Origin of the sequence: Bradyrhizobium manausense (genome assembly GCF_018129685.1) — a bacterium.
Taxonomy (GTDB): Bacteria; Pseudomonadota; Alphaproteobacteria; order Rhizobiales; family Xanthobacteraceae; genus Bradyrhizobium; species Bradyrhizobium manausense_D.
In genome coordinates this window covers 1,404,911-1,419,015 of the sequence record NZ_JAFCLG010000001.1, presented here as the reverse complement: position 1 = coordinate 1,419,015, position 14,105 = coordinate 1,404,911, and the positions used below count along the sequence as shown (strand labels likewise).

Sequence of the window (14,105 nt, the reverse complement as noted above, 5' to 3'; positions counted from 1 at the left end):
GAGACGGCCACGGTTTTCCCATGGCTGCCACATCGTGGAAAATAAAATCTGCTTCGTTGAGATCGCCTCCCGCGCACCCGATGATCTCGCTCGCTGACTTAACCGAGCGAGGTCCGAAATGGCGAAGATGCGAGCTGTCGATGCGGCCGTGCGTATCCTTGAGAAGGAAGGCATCTCGACGGCCTTCGGTGTTCCCGGGGCTGCGATCAATCCGCTCTACTCGGCGCTGAAGAAGCGCGGTTCGATCCGCCACATTCTGGCGCGCCATGTCGAGGGCGCCTCGCACATGGCCGAGGGCTATACCCGGGCCAAGGCCGGCAATACCGGCGTCTGTATCGGCACCTCGGGGCCGGCGGGCACCGACATGATCACCGGCCTCTATTCGGCGATCGCCGATTCCATTCCAATCCTCTGCATCACCGGCCAAGCGCCGCGCGCGCGGCTGTACAAGGAGGATTTCCAGGCCGTCGACATCGAGTCGATCGCGAAGCCCGTGACGAAGTGGGCAGTGACGGTGCGCGAACCGGCGCTGGTGCCGCGCGTGTTCAGCCAGGCCTTTCACGTCATGCGCTCGGGCCGGCCGGGGCCGGTGCTGATCGACATGCCCCTCGACGTGCAGCTTGCCGAGATCGAGTTCGACGACGAGACCTATGAGCCGCTCCCGGTCTACAAGCCGACCGCCTCGCGAAAACAGGTCGAGAAAGCGCTGGAGATGCTCAATGCCGCCGAGCGGCCGCTGATCGTCGCAGGCGGCGGCATCATCAATGCGGATGCTTCGGATCTCCTGGTCGAGTTCGCCGAGATCGCAAATGTCCCTGTCGTGCCGACGTTGATGGGGTGGGGTGCGATTCCCGACGATCACGTGCTGATGGCCGGCATGGTTGGCCTCCAGACCAGCCACCGCTATGGCAACGCAACGATGCTGGAGTCGGACTTCGTGCTCGGAATCGGCAATCGCTGGGCCAACCGCCACACCGGCTCGGTCGAGACCTACACCAAGGGCCGCACCTTCGTGCATGTCGACATCGAGCCGACCCAGATTGGCCGCGTGTTCAATCCCGATCTCGGCATCGTGTCGGACGCGAAGGCCGCACTCGAACTCTTCGTCACCGTCGCCAGGGAGTGGCGACGTTCCGGCAGGCTCCGCGAGCGCCAGGCGTGGCCCGCGGCCTGCCGCGATCGCAAGAAGAGCATGCTGCGCAAGAGCCATTTCGACAATGTCCCGATCAAGCCGCAGCGCGTCTACGAGGAAATGAACAAGGCTTTCGGCCGTGACACCACCTATGTCACCGTGATTGGCCTGTCGCAGATCGCGGGTGCGCAGTTCCTCGGCGTTTACAAGCCGCGCAACTGGATCAATGCAGGGCAGGCGGGGCCGCTCGGCTGGACGTTGCCCGCCGCGCTCGGCGTGCGTGCAGCGTGTCCGGATCGCGACATCGTCGCGCTGTCGGGGGACTACGACTTCCAGTTCCTGATCGAGGAGCTCGCGGTCGGGGCGCAATTCAATCTGCCTTACATCCACGTCGTCGTGAACAATTCCTATCTCGGGTTGATCCGGCAGGCCCAGCGCGGCTTCGAGATGGACTATCACGTCCAGCTCTCGTTCGAGAACATCAACGCGCCCGAGATCGGCGCTTACGGCGTCGACCACGTCGCGGTCGCCGAAGGCCTCGGCTGCAAGGCGATCCGCGTCACTGATCCGAAGGACACGCAAGCGGCGTTCGCCACGGCGCGCGAACTGATGAAGAAGCATCGCGTGCCCGTCGTCGTCGAGTTCATCCTCGAACGCGTCACCAACATCGCGATGGGCACCGAGATCGACAACATCGTCGAGTTCGAGGAGGTGCTGGACTTAGCCATCGACGAGGTCGGGACCATCAAGCCCGGCGTGTTTCAGCCGGCAGAATAGAGGAACGCTACATGCCGAAATTCGCCGCCAACCTCACCATGCTCTTCAACGAGATGCCCTTCATCGACCGCTTCGCTGCGGCGAAAGCGGCAGGCTTTTCCGGGGTCGAATATCTTTTCCCCTATGATTTCGACAAGGCGCAATTGCGCGAGCAGCTCGAGGCCCACGGATTGACGCAAGTGTTGCACAACCTGCCCGCCGGCAACTGGGGTGCCGGCGAGCGCGGCATCGCGATCATGCCCGGTCGCGCTGCCGAATTCCGCGATGGCGTGTTCCGCGCCATTGACTATGCCAAGGCGCTCGATTGCGACCAGCTCAACTGCCTCGTCGGAATCGCGCCTGCGGATGCCGATCCGCGCGAGCTGCAGGAAACGCTGGTCGGCAATTTGCGCTTCGCCGCTTCGACGCTGGCGCGCGAGAACATCAAGCTCTTGGTCGAACCGATCAACACGCTCGACATTCCCGGTTTCTTCCTCAACGGCACCGAGCAGGCGATCCAGCTCATCTCCGAGGTGCGGTCGAACAATCTGTTCGTGCAATACGACATCTACCACATGCAGATCATGGAGGGCGATCTTGCCCGCACCATGCAGGAATATCTGCCTGAGATCGCTCACATCCAGCTTGCCGACAATCCAGGCCGGCATGAGCCGGGCACTGGCGAGATCAACTATCCCTTCCTGTTCCGTCATCTCGACGCGATCGGATATCGCGGCTGGATCGGCTGCGAATACAAGCCGCGCACCACGACCCTGGAAGGCCTGTCTTGGCACGCCGCGCAGACTTTCGAGACCTGAGGATACCTTGACATGATCGACATCGGCTTTATCGGACTTGGCACCATGGGACGGCCGATGGCCGGCCATCTTCTGGCCGCGGGCCATCGCGTTTTCCTGCATGACGTCGCGCCGGTCGCGCCGGATCTGATCGCGGCGGGCGGCGTCGCCTGCAAGTCTGCGAAGGAAGTGGCGGAGGAGGCGGACGCCGTCATCATCATGGTGCCGGATACGCCGCATGTCGAAGCCGTGTTGTTCGGCAAGGACGGCGTCGCAAGTGGAATCTCCACGGGCAAGATCGTGGCCGACATGAGTTCGATCTCGCCGCTGGCGACCAAGGAGTTCGCCAAAAAGATCGAGGCACTCGGCGCGGACTATCTCGATGCGCCGGTGTCGGGTGGCGAGGTCGGCGCCAAGGCTGCGAGCCTCACCATCATGGTCGGTGGTCCCGAGCGGGCCTTTGGCACCATGAAGCCGGTGTTCGACAAGATGGGCAAAAACATCACGCATGTCGGTGCCAATGGCGACGGCCAGACGACGAAGGTCGCCAACCAGATCATCGTCGCGCTGACCATCGAGGCGGTCGGCGAGGCGCTGCTGTTCGCATCCAAGGCCGGCGCCGACCCTGCGCTGGTGCGCAAGGCGCTGATGGGCGGCTTTGCGTCTTCGCGGATTCTCGAGGTGCATGGCGAGCGCATGGTGAAGCGCAACTTCGATCCCGGCTTCCGCATCGAGCTGCACCAGAAGGATCTCAATCTCGCGCTCGAAGGCGCGCGCGCGCTCGGTGTGTCGCTGCCGAGTACGGCGGTGGCGCAGCAATTGTTCTCGTCCTGCACTGCGCATGGCGGCAAGGGCTGGGATCACTCGGCGATGGTGCGGGCGCTGGAATTGATGGCGGGGCACGAGATCGCAGCGGGTTGAACTGTTACGCGGTAACAGTCGCCAGTGTTGATGTGCGTTTCATCACGCGGGAACCGGAACAATGCTCCGGCCCCGCGGTTGATGGCGCACAACAATCACTGGAGACATCAGGACATGAAAACCCGTCTTGCGATTTCGTTGGTTGCCGCGTCGCTGCTGGCGTCGAGTGCAGCCTTTGCTCAGTCGACCACTGCCGAGGGCGCCGCGAACGGCGCGCGTGCGGGCGGCGATATCGGAGGCCCTGTCGGCGCGATGGTCGGCGGCACCGTCGGTGCGGCGGTCGGCGCGGGTCTGGAAATTCCGAATGCGATTCTCGGCGGCATCCCGCGCGACGACTCCGTCGTGGTTCACGAGCGCGTCGTGGTCGGCGAACCGCTGCCTGACACCGTGGTGCTGCGTCCGGTCCCGAACTACACCCAGTATCGCTATGCGGTCGTCAACGATCGCCGCGTGATCGTCGAGCCGCGTACGCGCCGGGTGATCAAGATAATCGATTGATCGCCCCAGAAGCGCTCAAATATCGGACCCCGCGGAGCGACGCTCCGCGGGGCGTTGCCGTGATGACGAAAGCCTAAAGCGGCTCGCGCACGCCGAGCCCGTGCATGAAGCGCTCGCGGATTTGCACGGGATCTCTGCGCGTGGTGCCGACGCCCGGCTTATCGTCGATGCGCAGCGCGATGAGGCTCGGCTCGTCCACCGACATGGCCTGGTCGATCAGGCGCTCGAAATCCTCCTCGTCTGCGGCCCAGGCGCTGTTGGTGAGCCCCGAGCCCAGGGCGATCGCGACGAGATCGGCGACCCCCGCGGCCGGGGTCGGTTGCGCGCCGGTGATCTGGTAGATGCCGTTGTCCATCACGATCATGATGAGGTTCTTCGGCTTCAAGGTCGCTATCGTCGATAGCGCGCCAAGCTGCATCAGCAGCGAGCCATCGCCCTCGAGCGCGAAGACGCGGCGGTCAGGCTGCGCCAGCGCCACGCCGAGCGCGATCGGAAAAGCGAGGCCCATGCTGCCCAGCATGTAGAAGTTTTGCGGGCGGTGGCCGGCAGCCCAGAGATCGAAATTGGTGTTGCCGATGCCGCCGACGACAGCTTCTTCATGCTTGAGCTTCGCGATCAGGCGCTGCGTCACGTCGAACCGGTTCATCACCTTGGTGTTGCGCGCATCCATGGCCGGACTCACTTGTCGAAAACCTTGCCGCCCGTGAGCAGCGGATTGAGGATCAGCGCCACTGGCGCCTGCGTTGTGACGGCCTGCTTGATCGAGCGGTCGGCGATGAATTCGAGCTCGTCCAGCCGCGTGATGGTGTGATGCTCCAGCGCCAGCGAATCCAGCACCGGGCGCATGGTGCGGCAGACCAGCGACTGGCCGTAATTGAACTCGCCGAGCGTGCCGCGCTCGGAGACGAACATGATCAGCGGGATCTGGTAGGGCACCGCAAGCGAGGCGAGCGTGTTGGCGAGCGTCGCAAAGCCCGACGTCTGCATCAGGACCGCACCGCGGCGTCCGCCCATCCAGGCGCCTGAGACGATGCCGACGGCCTCTTCCTCGCGGGCAGTCGCGAAGGTCGTGAAGAAGGGATCGGCGTGCAAGTTCCTGATCAGCGGCGTCAGCACGCGGTCGGGCACATAAGGGACGAGGCTGATCTCGTTCCGCTTCAGAGTCTGCAGCACGATGCCGTGCCAGCTTCCGTCGCCAGCCGCCTGTCCCGCCTGGGACGAGGTCTGCTGCTCCGCAATCGCCATCGCGTTCTCCCTCGTGCCGCGCAGGTTTCTTGGTCTTGTCGCGGCGGTCTGCCGAAACTTGACGGAGCGGGTGGGATTGTCAACATGTCCGGGCCGGCACGTGATCTGCGCCAGACGGCCTGCCATGGCCGGCACCGCCATGTCATAAGCGGGATAATGAGAAAACAGGAGGGACGCACGGACGGGGCGCGGATTGCGCTGACCTTGCGGGTCTCCAGGAGAGAGCCGGAAGGGTCCTGATGTCGGTCAACAGCAAGCGCGTCTTCTACGTAAAATACCTCGCCAACCCGATCTATGTGGATATCCTGAAGGCGCGGCCCGACGTCCGGCTCGACCGCATCGAGAACGAGAGCCCCGAGGATTTCTACGCCCCGATCCTGAGCGCAGCCCATGTCTACCAGATTGGCGCCGCTCGCGACGAACTGGCCCCGCATTTCCATGTCGATGCCGCCTTCCTGAAGCGCACGCCGAACCTGCTGCTGGTTTCCAGCAACGGCGCCGGGTTTGATCCCGTCGACGTTGAAGCCTGCACGGATGCAGGCGTGCTGGTCGTCAACCAGTCCGGGGGCAATGCGCATTCGGTGGCGGAGCACGCGCTGGCGATGATGCTGACCCTGTCAAAGCGCATCATCCAGTCCGACCGTAAACTGCGCCGGGAGGCCAACGTCAACCGGAACGACCTCGTCGGCAACGAGATCGAGCACAAGACAGTCGGCATCATTGGCCTCGGCAATGTCGGCCGCCGCATTGCAGCGCTGTGCAGGGGCCTGTTCGGCATGAAGGTGCTGGCCTACGACCCCTATCTCTCGATGGAGGTGATGGCCGAACGTGGCGGCGAGAAGGTCGAGCTCGACGAGTTGTTGCGCCGGGCCGATTTTGTCTCGATCTCCTGTCCGCTTAACAAGGGCAGCCGCAACATGATCAGCGTGCGCGAATTCGGCCTGATGCAGCCGCACGCCTATTTCATCACCACGGCGCGCGGCTTCATCCACGACGAGGACGCGCTACTGGAGGCGTTGCGCGACAGACGCATTGCCGGTGCTGGCCTCGACGTCTGGTCCAAGGAACCGCCGCCGCCGGAGCACCCGCTGCTGCAATTCGACAACGTGCTGGCAAGCCCGCACACCGCGGGCGTGACGGTCGAGGCACGGCAGAACATGGGCCGCATTGCCGCCGAGCAGGTGCTGGAGACGCTCGACGGCAAGCGCCCGCCGCGCATGATCAATCCCGAGGTCTGGCCCGTTTATGCCGAACGCTTCAAACAGGCTTTTGGCGTGACGCCGGGTTAGGCGGACGATCTCAATATCGCCATGGTCCACTTGGGCTTGAGTGGCGCGCTCTTGTGCCATCTGCGCACAAAAGCTGGGCGGCTCTGCCGTGACGGTTCAGAAGAGCCCAAGCGGCGCAGCCAACGAACCTGCGTCAGGGAATCCGCGCTGAGTTGATCCGCGTCAACAATCTCCCTCCCGCAGCTGGACAAAATGGGATTAGAGTGCGGGGGGGCAGCAAGGAGGACCTATGTCAACTTATGTTGTCAGGTTCATGAAGGATGTGCTCGGCCAATATGGCCGGCAGAGCGAGATCTGCCAGAGCACGCTTGAGATCGACGCCGCCGACGAGGATGAGGCGAGGGAGCGGGCGAAGGCGAGGTTTTGCAAGGACCATGCGTTGCACCACTGGTCGCTGCATGCCGACCGCATTCAGGTCTCGCCGGCTGACTTTCCATCCTGAGGCCTAACGTCCGGGCGCAGGGAGCGATGGTGGCGCGGTGACGCCGGCGCCGAGCGAACGCTGCACCATGGCGGTATCGGCCCAGCGGCCATGCCGATAGGCCACGCCGGAGAGCAGGCCGACGCGCGCAAACCCGAATTTCTCATGCAACGCCAGAGAGGGCACGTTGTCGGCATCGATATAGCCGATCATCTGGCGGAAGCCGGCGGCCGCGCACGTATCGATCAGTTCCTGGAGCAGCAGCCGTCCGACGCCGCGGCCGAGATGCGCGTGATGGACGTAGATCGAGTGCTTGGCCGTATAGCGATAGGCCGGTCGCTTGCGAAACAGCACCGCATAGGCATAGCCGACGACCTCGCCGCGATACGTCGCGACCAGATGTGGAAGGCGGGTCTGCTTCAAATTCTTGCGCCGGTCGCGCAGGTCGTCCGGCTCCGGCGCGCCGGTTCCCTCGACGTCGCGCGGCACGCCATTGCGGACATGATGACGATAGATCGCCATCATCGCCTCGACATCGCTCTCGCGTGACGGCCGGATCAGGACCGGTTCGTCATCTGCACGTGCAACTGCTGTCTCGTTCATCGGCACTTACTCGGCGACGACGTAGGTATAGAGCCCGATGCGCCCCTTGGCATCGACTTCCTTGTAGACGCCCTGGATTTCCACATCGAATCCCGGGAACGTATTGAAGCAGGTCTCGAACATCTTGAGATAGTCCACCATGGGCTTGGCGCGTTCCGTCAGCCGCTCGCCGGGGACGATGGTGGCAATCCCGGGCGGATAGACCACGAAGGGCGTGGTGGCGATGCGGCCGGCGATTGCCTCGATCGGCAGATAGTCGACGTCGTTCTTGAACAGATAGCGCGCAGCATCGCGCGGGGACATGGCGATCTCGGGCATGTGCTCGGGCACGAACTGCCGTGCCTGGAGCCCGCTGACGTCGGCGGAGCGGAAGAAGCGGTGCATCTCGTTGCAGAGATCGCGCAGCCGCGCGCCGGCATAGCGCGCCTGTCGCCGCTGACAGAATTCCGGGATGGCGTCGGCGAGCAGTGCATTGTCGTCGTGCAGCTTCTTGAAGGCGACGAGGCCTGATATCAGCGTGCCGGCCTTGCTCGCCTCGACACCCGGCGTGAGCAGGAAGAGCAGGGAGTTGAGGTCGTTCTTTTCGGGCACGATGCGGTTTTCGCGCAGATATTGCGCGACGACCGGCGCCGGGATGCCGTGCTCGGCATAGGCGCCGGTGGCACGGTCGAAGCCGGGGGTGAGCAGCGTCAGCTTGTTCGGATCGGTCATCGCAAAGCCCTCGGCCATGCCGGGGAAGCCGTGCCAGTTGCTGTCGGGCGAAAGGTGCCACAGCGCGGGATTGGTGGCGAGTTCGTCGGTCGACAGCGTTTCCCAGGCGACGTTGTGGGCGCCGCCGGGGCGGCTGACGTCGGGAATGGCGACGCGATCGGGCACGAAGGGCTCGAAGAACCAGCGGCGGTCCGGATTCTGCTCCTTCTCCTCAAATTCACGGCGCATCGCACGGATTTTCTTGCGCAGCTCGATGCCGAGGCGGATCGTGTCATCCCAAAGCACCTCGCCCGATCGCCCCTTCATCATCTGCGCTCCGACGTCGAGCGAGGCGAATAGCGGATAGAACGGCGAGGTCGAGGCGTGCTGCATGAAGCTTTCGTTGAAGCGACGGTGCTCGACGCGCCGCTTCTGGCCGCGGATGTGGCGGTCCTTGATGTGAATCTGCGAGGCCTGCGAGAAGCTCGCGAGCTGCTTGTGGGTCGACTGCGTCGCGATGATGCCCGGTGCTTCCGGCGGAAGGTTGGCAAGGCCCATGGCGAAGCGACCCGCATAGAGCGGATGGAATTTCATGAAGCCGGCCCAGGCCTCGTCGAACAGGATGTATTCGCAGAGGTGACCAATGCGCTTCAGGATCATCTCGGCATTGTGGATCGTTCCGTCATAGGTGCACTGCTCGACAACGGCGACGCGGAATGGCCGCTCCTTGCGCCAGGCGTCCTTATCCGTGACCAGAGGGTGATTGCGGATCGCCTCACGCAGGGCCTTCTCGTCGAGCAAGTCCCAGCGCATCGGGCCGATCAGGCCCCAGGCGTTGCGGATGGTCGGGACATAGACCGGAATGCCGCCATTGATCATCAGCGCGCCGTGATGGGCGGCCTTGTGGTTGTTGCGGTCGAACAGCACGAGGTCGCCGTCGGTGACGAGCGCGCCGAGCGCGACCTTGTTCGAGGTCGAGGTGCCGTTGAGCACGAAATAGGTTTTTTCCGCGCCAAAGATCTGCGCGGCTTCCTTCTGCGCCTTCAGCGCCGGGCCCTCATGGGTGAGGAGGTCGCCGAGATCCAGCACGGAATTGTCGAGGTCGTCGCGGAACACGGATTCGCCGAGATGTTCGACGAAGACCCGGCCGATCGGGCTCCGGTTATAGAACACGCCGCCATTGTGGCCTGGGCAGGTCCAGAGCTGGTTGCCTTCCTCGGCATAGTCGACGAGGGCGCCGAAGAACGGCGTCTTCAGCGTCTCGGCATATTGCTTGAGCCTGCTGATCAGGTTCTTCGCGATGAAGGTCGGGGTTTCCTCGGACAGGAAGACATAGCCGTCGATGAAGTCGAGCACTTCGACCGGCAGATCCTCGAAGCGCTTGCGCCGGATCAGGAGGATGATCGGGAAGTCGAGGCCGCGGCGCCGCATCAGATTGATCAGCGCCGACGTCTTGCCCTCAAGCCCCTTCTTGCCCCAGTCCACCACCATGCAGCCGATCGCCGCGTCGGTCTGCACCGCCATCTCGGCGTCTTCCAACTTGCGGGCCCGCACCACCTCGAAGCCGGAGCGCTGGATCTCCTCGATGATCTGGTTGAAGCGGACGCCCTCGAGGTCGTCGGCGTCGAACACTGGTGCGGCGAACAGGAAGTTGAAGCGCTTGAAATAGTCCATGGCATGTCCCGAATGTGCGGAGACGGACAGGTCTCTGCACATTCGATGACAGTTATATGACGGTGATCCACCCCGCTGTGGGGTGGGCACGTAGGGCCATTCGTTGGCGTCGGTGTGCCAATGCGGCTCGTGCCTCGCACCGGGCTTGAGCTTGAGGATCAGCCCGGTCATCCCGCTCGACACCGGAAACTCCTTGGCGAAGGCCACGTAGAGCTGGCCGCCGGCGGCGACGCGGATCTTGCAAAGGCGGATCAGTCGGCGTCAACGGCGGCGGTCAAGCTGGGCAGGCGATCTGCCTCCTGCCTCGTCTTGAGCGGCCTCATCGCTTCCCTTCCCCGAACACCACGGTCGGCACCGCACGGTTGATGACCTCGCGTAGTGCGAAACTCGATTGCACGCGCGCGACGCGCGGCAGGCGCGACAGCTCGGTGCGGTGGATGCGCTCGAAATCCCGGATGTCGCGGGCGAGCACGATCAGGATGTAGTCGTCGGTTCCCGACATCAGAAAGCAGCGGACGACCGAGGGGCATTTCACCACCTCCGCTTCGAACGCCTTGAGCGCCTCGTCGCTCTGGCTCTCCAGCGCGATGCGCACCAGCACCGTGGTGGTGAGGCCGAACTGCGCGAGGTCCAGTGCGGCCCGATAGCCCTGGATGTAGCCGTCATCCTCCAGCGTCTTCTGGCGTCGTGCCAGCGCCGTGCTGGAAAGGCCGACCTTGTTGGCAAGCTCGGTGTGGCTGGCACGCGCATTGGTCGTGAGTTCCGCGAGAATGGAAAGATCTTTGCGGTCGAGGGCCAAGGTTTCGTTTCCAGCGTCAAATGGCGTTTCCGCGACCGAAACCGGCGCGGGAGAGGCAAGCCTAACGGATATTTGCGCGAAACCAAACTGCCCGCCTCGTTACGATCACGGGGTGAATCAAAAGGAGGCGAGGATGCGCGTCGGTGTGCCCAAGGAGATCAAGATCCAGGAATATCGCGTCGGGCTGACCCCGGGCGCCGTCCGTGAATATGTGGCGGCTGGACACCAGGTGACGGTCGAGACCGGCGCGGGCAGCGGCATCGGCGCGTCCGACGAGGTCTATCAGCGAGCAGGGGCCTCCATAGCCGCGACCGCGCGCGACATTTTCGCGAAATCCGACATGATCGTGAAGGTGAAGGAGCCGCAGAAGGGCGAATGGGCCCAGCTCCGCGAAAGCCAGATCCTGTTTACTTACCTGCATCTCGCGCCGGATCCCGAGCAGGCCAAGGGCCTTCTTGAGTCCGGCTGCACAGCGATTGCCTATGAAACCGTCACCGACGCCGCCGGTCACCTCCCCTTGCTGGCGCCGATGAGCGAAGTCGCCGGCCGCCTCGCCATCGAGGCCGCCGGCGCCGCGCTCAAGCGATCGGCCGGCGGTCGCGGGCTCTTGCTGGGCGGTGTCCCCGGTGTGCAGCCGGCACGGGTCGTGGTGCTGGGTGGCGGCGTGGTGGGAACGCAGGCCGCGCGCATGGCTGCGGGCCTTGGCGCCGAGGTGACCGTGATCGACCGCTCGATTCCACGCTTGCGCGAGCTCGATGATCTCTTTGCCGGACGAGTTCGCACGAGATTCTCCACGATCGAGTCCGTCGAAGAGGAGGTGTTCAGCACCGACGTCGTAATCGGCGCCGTGCTGGTGCCGGGCGCCAGCGCGCCAAAGCTCGTCACGCGCGCGATGCTGAAGGCCATGCGGCCGGGTGCCGTGCTGGTCGATGTCGCGATCGACCAGGGCGGCTGCTTCGAGACCTCGCATGCGACGACGCACGCTGAGCCGACCTACGAGGTCGACGGCGTCGTACATTATTGCGTCGCCAACATGCCGGGCGCGGTCCCGGTGACGTCAAGCCAGGCGCTGAACAATGCAACGCTGCCGTTCGGGTTGATGCTCGCCAGCAAGGGTTTTGCCGCGGTGTTGGAAAATCCTCACTTGCGCAACGGTCTCAACGTCCATCGCGGCCGCATCACCAACAAGGCGGTGGCGGAAAGCCTCGGGTTGGAGTTCGCGCCTGTTGGCAGCGGGCTGGCGGCGTAGAGCTGTCAGATGCGCACGCGCGGGATCGTTGAGCAGGCCGATGGCCGAAGCCGGCGCAGTGAATTCGAGGATCCCTTCGCCATTCTTCGTTTTCAGCGTCGAGATCCCGCGCCGCTTGCTCTCATCCCAGCGCGATGAAGTCAGCTCGGTGTTGACGCGCAGATGTCTGCGGATGGCGCAGACGCCGGCGCCGACGATGAGGACATGCTGTCCGGCAAGCCTCTCTTCGGATCGGAGGGGCGCGTCGACCAGCGCGCTGCGCGCGATGCAAAGCCCATCTCCTCGCGCATCAGCGGCGCACATTCCGGTGCGACGTTATCGTTAAGGCAGGCCCGCTCCATCTTGAGCAACAGGGCGGGGACGTGGACGGAATCGTCCATGCGGCGGGCCGCCGGCCCTGTTCCGGTGCCCGAATAGGGCGGAAGAAGAAAACTATTGCCTCGGGACCGCCCCACGAAAGGAGTTTCCCCTCCGAGGGGCAAAAACGCCAATCGCTTCCATTGCCGTTTGGGGCCGAAACGACGACATTCTGGGGGCAATTTGATGGATTGACGGTCATGGAACGCACTGGATTCGAGCCCTTCGGCGAGCCGCTGGTGTCCTCAACGGACACGCAGCCGAAGTCACGCGCCGCAAAGATCGTGTTGCGGGCGGGGACCGGCCTGTTCTGGTCGCTTGTCGCGGCTATCGTGCTGGCACGTGCGGCCTTCTTCGAGCCCGGCGTCTATGACAGCTTCAGCCACGTCGCCTCGCTGGCCAAGAGCCTCATCTTCTAAGACTGGCCCGATCTTTCAAAAACGAACTATTCCAGGCTGAGGAGAGAACTTCTCTCGGCCCAGATATGCCGAAAACTTATTCCCCAGCTGAGCGAGCCTGCGTATAAATCCTTCTCCAAGGGAGAGATTTGTGTCGCAGAATCAAGCATCCAGCCCGGCCGACGCCAAGCCGACCACGGCCGTTAGCCGCATTGTCGCGCTGATTCCCGGCATCCTCCTTTGCGTCCTCGTCGCCGGCGTTTCGGCCCTCCTGGAACGGGCCGAACTCGGCGTGTTCGAGCACCCCTATATCGAGGCGCTGGTGATGGCGATCCTGCTGGGCATGGCGCTCCGCAGCTTCTGGAAGCCGGCGGCCCGCTGGCAGGCCGGCATCGCCTTCAGCGCCAAACAGCTGCTCGAAGTCGCGGTGATGCTGCTCGGCGCCTCCATCAGCTTTGCCGCCATCGCGGCTTCGGGCATTGCGCTTTTGGCGTCGATCGCTGCGGTCGTTGTGATCGCGCTCTGCGTCTCCTTTGGTCTCAGCCGTTTGCTCGGGCTATCGACGCGGCTGTCGATCCTGATCGCCTGCGGCAATTCCATCTGCGGCAATTCCGCGATCGCGGCGGTCGCGCCGATCATCGGCGCCAACAGCGACGAGATCGCGTCCTCGATTTCCTTCACCGCGATCCTCGGCGTGATGATGGTGCTGGGCCTGCCGCTGCTGATCCCACTGTTGCAGCTCACCGCTACGCAATACGGCATCCTGGCGGGTCTCACCGTCTATGCCGTGCCTCAGGTGCTCGCGGCGACGGTGCCGGCAGGCCTGATCTCCACGCAGATCGGCACGCTGGTCAAGCTGATGCGCGTCTTGATGCTCGGCCCCGTGGTCGTCGGCCTCTCGCTGGTCGCCTCGCGCTGGCAGACCGACGCCAACAAGACCAGTGTCGGCTTCTTCCGCCTGGTGCCGTGGTTCATTCTCGGCTTCCTCGCGCTGGCGACCTTGCGGTCCCTGGAGGTCGTGCCGGGCACGGTGGTGGCTCCGATCACGCGGATCACGGGTTTCCTCACCGTCGTGTCGATGGCCGCTCTTGGCCTCGGCGTTGACGTGAAGGTGCTCGCCAACGTCGGAGGCAGGGTGACGGCGGCGGTGACGCTGTCGCTGATGCTGCTGCTCGGCATCAGCATCGCGCTGGTGCATTGGTTTAAGTGAGGGGCGACTAAAGCCGTGAGTTCCTCTTCCTTCTCCCACAAGGTTGGAAGGGGAAGTAAGGGCGCT

Annotated in this window: 14 protein-coding genes; 9 read left to right on the top strand and 5 right to left on the bottom strand. The window is 63.9% G+C overall.

Annotated features, from left to right (window positions below; all coding sequences use genetic code 11):
• Positions 1-118 precede the first annotated feature (118 nt).
• The 4 genes from gcl (at position 119) to JQ621_RS06865 (ending at position 4,104) form a co-directional block, all read left to right on the top strand.
• Entirely contained in the window at positions 119-1,909 is a 1,791-nt protein-coding gene (gcl, locus tag JQ621_RS06880) for a glyoxylate carboligase (protein ID WP_212233618.1), read from the top strand.
• 11 nt (positions 1,910-1,920) lie between these two features.
• On the top strand, positions 1,921-2,706 hold the full coding sequence (hyi, locus tag JQ621_RS06875; protein ID WP_212233617.1) for a hydroxypyruvate isomerase: 786 nt from the start codon (positions 1,921-1,923) through the stop codon (positions 2,704-2,706).
• A gap of 12 nt (positions 2,707-2,718) precedes the next feature.
• Positions 2,719-3,606, top strand: coding sequence for a 2-hydroxy-3-oxopropionate reductase (locus tag JQ621_RS06870; RefSeq protein ID WP_212233616.1), 888 nt, complete (start codon positions 2,719-2,721; stop codon positions 3,604-3,606).
• Between the two features lie 114 nt (positions 3,607-3,720).
• On the top strand, positions 3,721-4,104 hold the full coding sequence (locus JQ621_RS06865) for a DUF1236 domain-containing protein (protein ID WP_212233615.1): 384 nt from the start codon (positions 3,721-3,723) through the stop codon (positions 4,102-4,104).
• 73 nt (positions 4,105-4,177) lie between these two features.
• Here JQ621_RS06865 and JQ621_RS06860 read toward each other — a convergent pair whose 3' ends face one another.
• Both JQ621_RS06860 and JQ621_RS06855 read right to left on the bottom strand, forming a co-directional pair.
• The gene (locus JQ621_RS06860; protein WP_212233614.1) at positions 4,178-4,774 is read right to left on the bottom strand and encodes a thiamine pyrophosphate-dependent enzyme; all 597 of its coding nucleotides are present in this window, start codon (positions 4,772-4,774) and stop codon (positions 4,178-4,180) included.
• Positions 4,775-4,782: 8 nt separating this feature from the next.
• The gene (locus JQ621_RS06855) at positions 4,783-5,349 is read right to left on the bottom strand and encodes a thiamine pyrophosphate-binding protein (protein ID WP_212233613.1); all 567 of its coding nucleotides are present in this window, start codon (positions 5,347-5,349) and stop codon (positions 4,783-4,785) included.
• Positions 5,350-5,588: 239 nt separating this feature from the next.
• On the opposite strand from JQ621_RS06855, the gene JQ621_RS06850 reads away from it, so the two are divergent.
• Both JQ621_RS06850 and JQ621_RS06845 read left to right on the top strand, forming a co-directional pair.
• Positions 5,589-6,638, top strand: a complete 1,050-nt coding sequence (locus tag JQ621_RS06850; protein WP_212233612.1) for a hydroxyacid dehydrogenase — start codon at positions 5,589-5,591, stop codon at positions 6,636-6,638.
• A gap of 229 nt (positions 6,639-6,867) precedes the next feature.
• Complete coding sequence (locus tag JQ621_RS06845; protein WP_212233611.1) at positions 6,868-7,080, top strand: hypothetical protein; 213 nt, start codon at positions 6,868-6,870, stop codon at positions 7,078-7,080.
• A 3-nt stretch (positions 7,081-7,083) separates the two neighbouring features.
• Here the strand turns inward: JQ621_RS06845 and JQ621_RS06840 are convergent, their stop codons facing one another.
• The 3 genes from JQ621_RS06840 to JQ621_RS06830 form a co-directional block, all read right to left on the bottom strand.
• Positions 7,084-7,662 (bottom strand): GNAT family N-acetyltransferase, encoded by a 579-nt coding sequence (locus JQ621_RS06840; protein ID WP_212233610.1) that lies wholly within the window; start codon positions 7,660-7,662, stop codon positions 7,084-7,086.
• 6 nt (positions 7,663-7,668) lie between these two features.
• Complete coding sequence (locus JQ621_RS06835) at positions 7,669-10,026, bottom strand: Orn/Lys/Arg family decarboxylase (protein WP_249124696.1); 2,358 nt, start codon at positions 10,024-10,026, stop codon at positions 7,669-7,671.
• A gap of 319 nt (positions 10,027-10,345) precedes the next feature.
• Complete coding sequence (locus JQ621_RS06830; protein WP_212233608.1) at positions 10,346-10,825, bottom strand: Lrp/AsnC family transcriptional regulator; 480 nt, start codon at positions 10,823-10,825, stop codon at positions 10,346-10,348.
• A gap of 133 nt (positions 10,826-10,958) precedes the next feature.
• Between JQ621_RS06830 and ald the strand changes: the two genes are divergently transcribed.
• From ald to JQ621_RS06815, 3 genes are all read left to right on the top strand, one after another.
• Positions 10,959-12,074 (top strand): alanine dehydrogenase, encoded by a 1,116-nt coding sequence (gene ald / locus JQ621_RS06825; protein WP_212233607.1) that lies wholly within the window; start codon positions 10,959-10,961, stop codon positions 12,072-12,074.
• 557 nt (positions 12,075-12,631) lie between these two features.
• The gene (locus JQ621_RS06820; protein WP_212233606.1) at positions 12,632-12,850 is read left to right on the top strand and encodes a hypothetical protein; all 219 of its coding nucleotides are present in this window, start codon (positions 12,632-12,634) and stop codon (positions 12,848-12,850) included.
• Between the two features lie 130 nt (positions 12,851-12,980).
• Positions 12,981-14,039, top strand: coding sequence for a YeiH family protein (locus JQ621_RS06815; protein WP_212233605.1), 1,059 nt, complete (start codon positions 12,981-12,983; stop codon positions 14,037-14,039).
• The last annotated feature ends 66 nt before the right edge of the window (positions 14,040-14,105 follow it).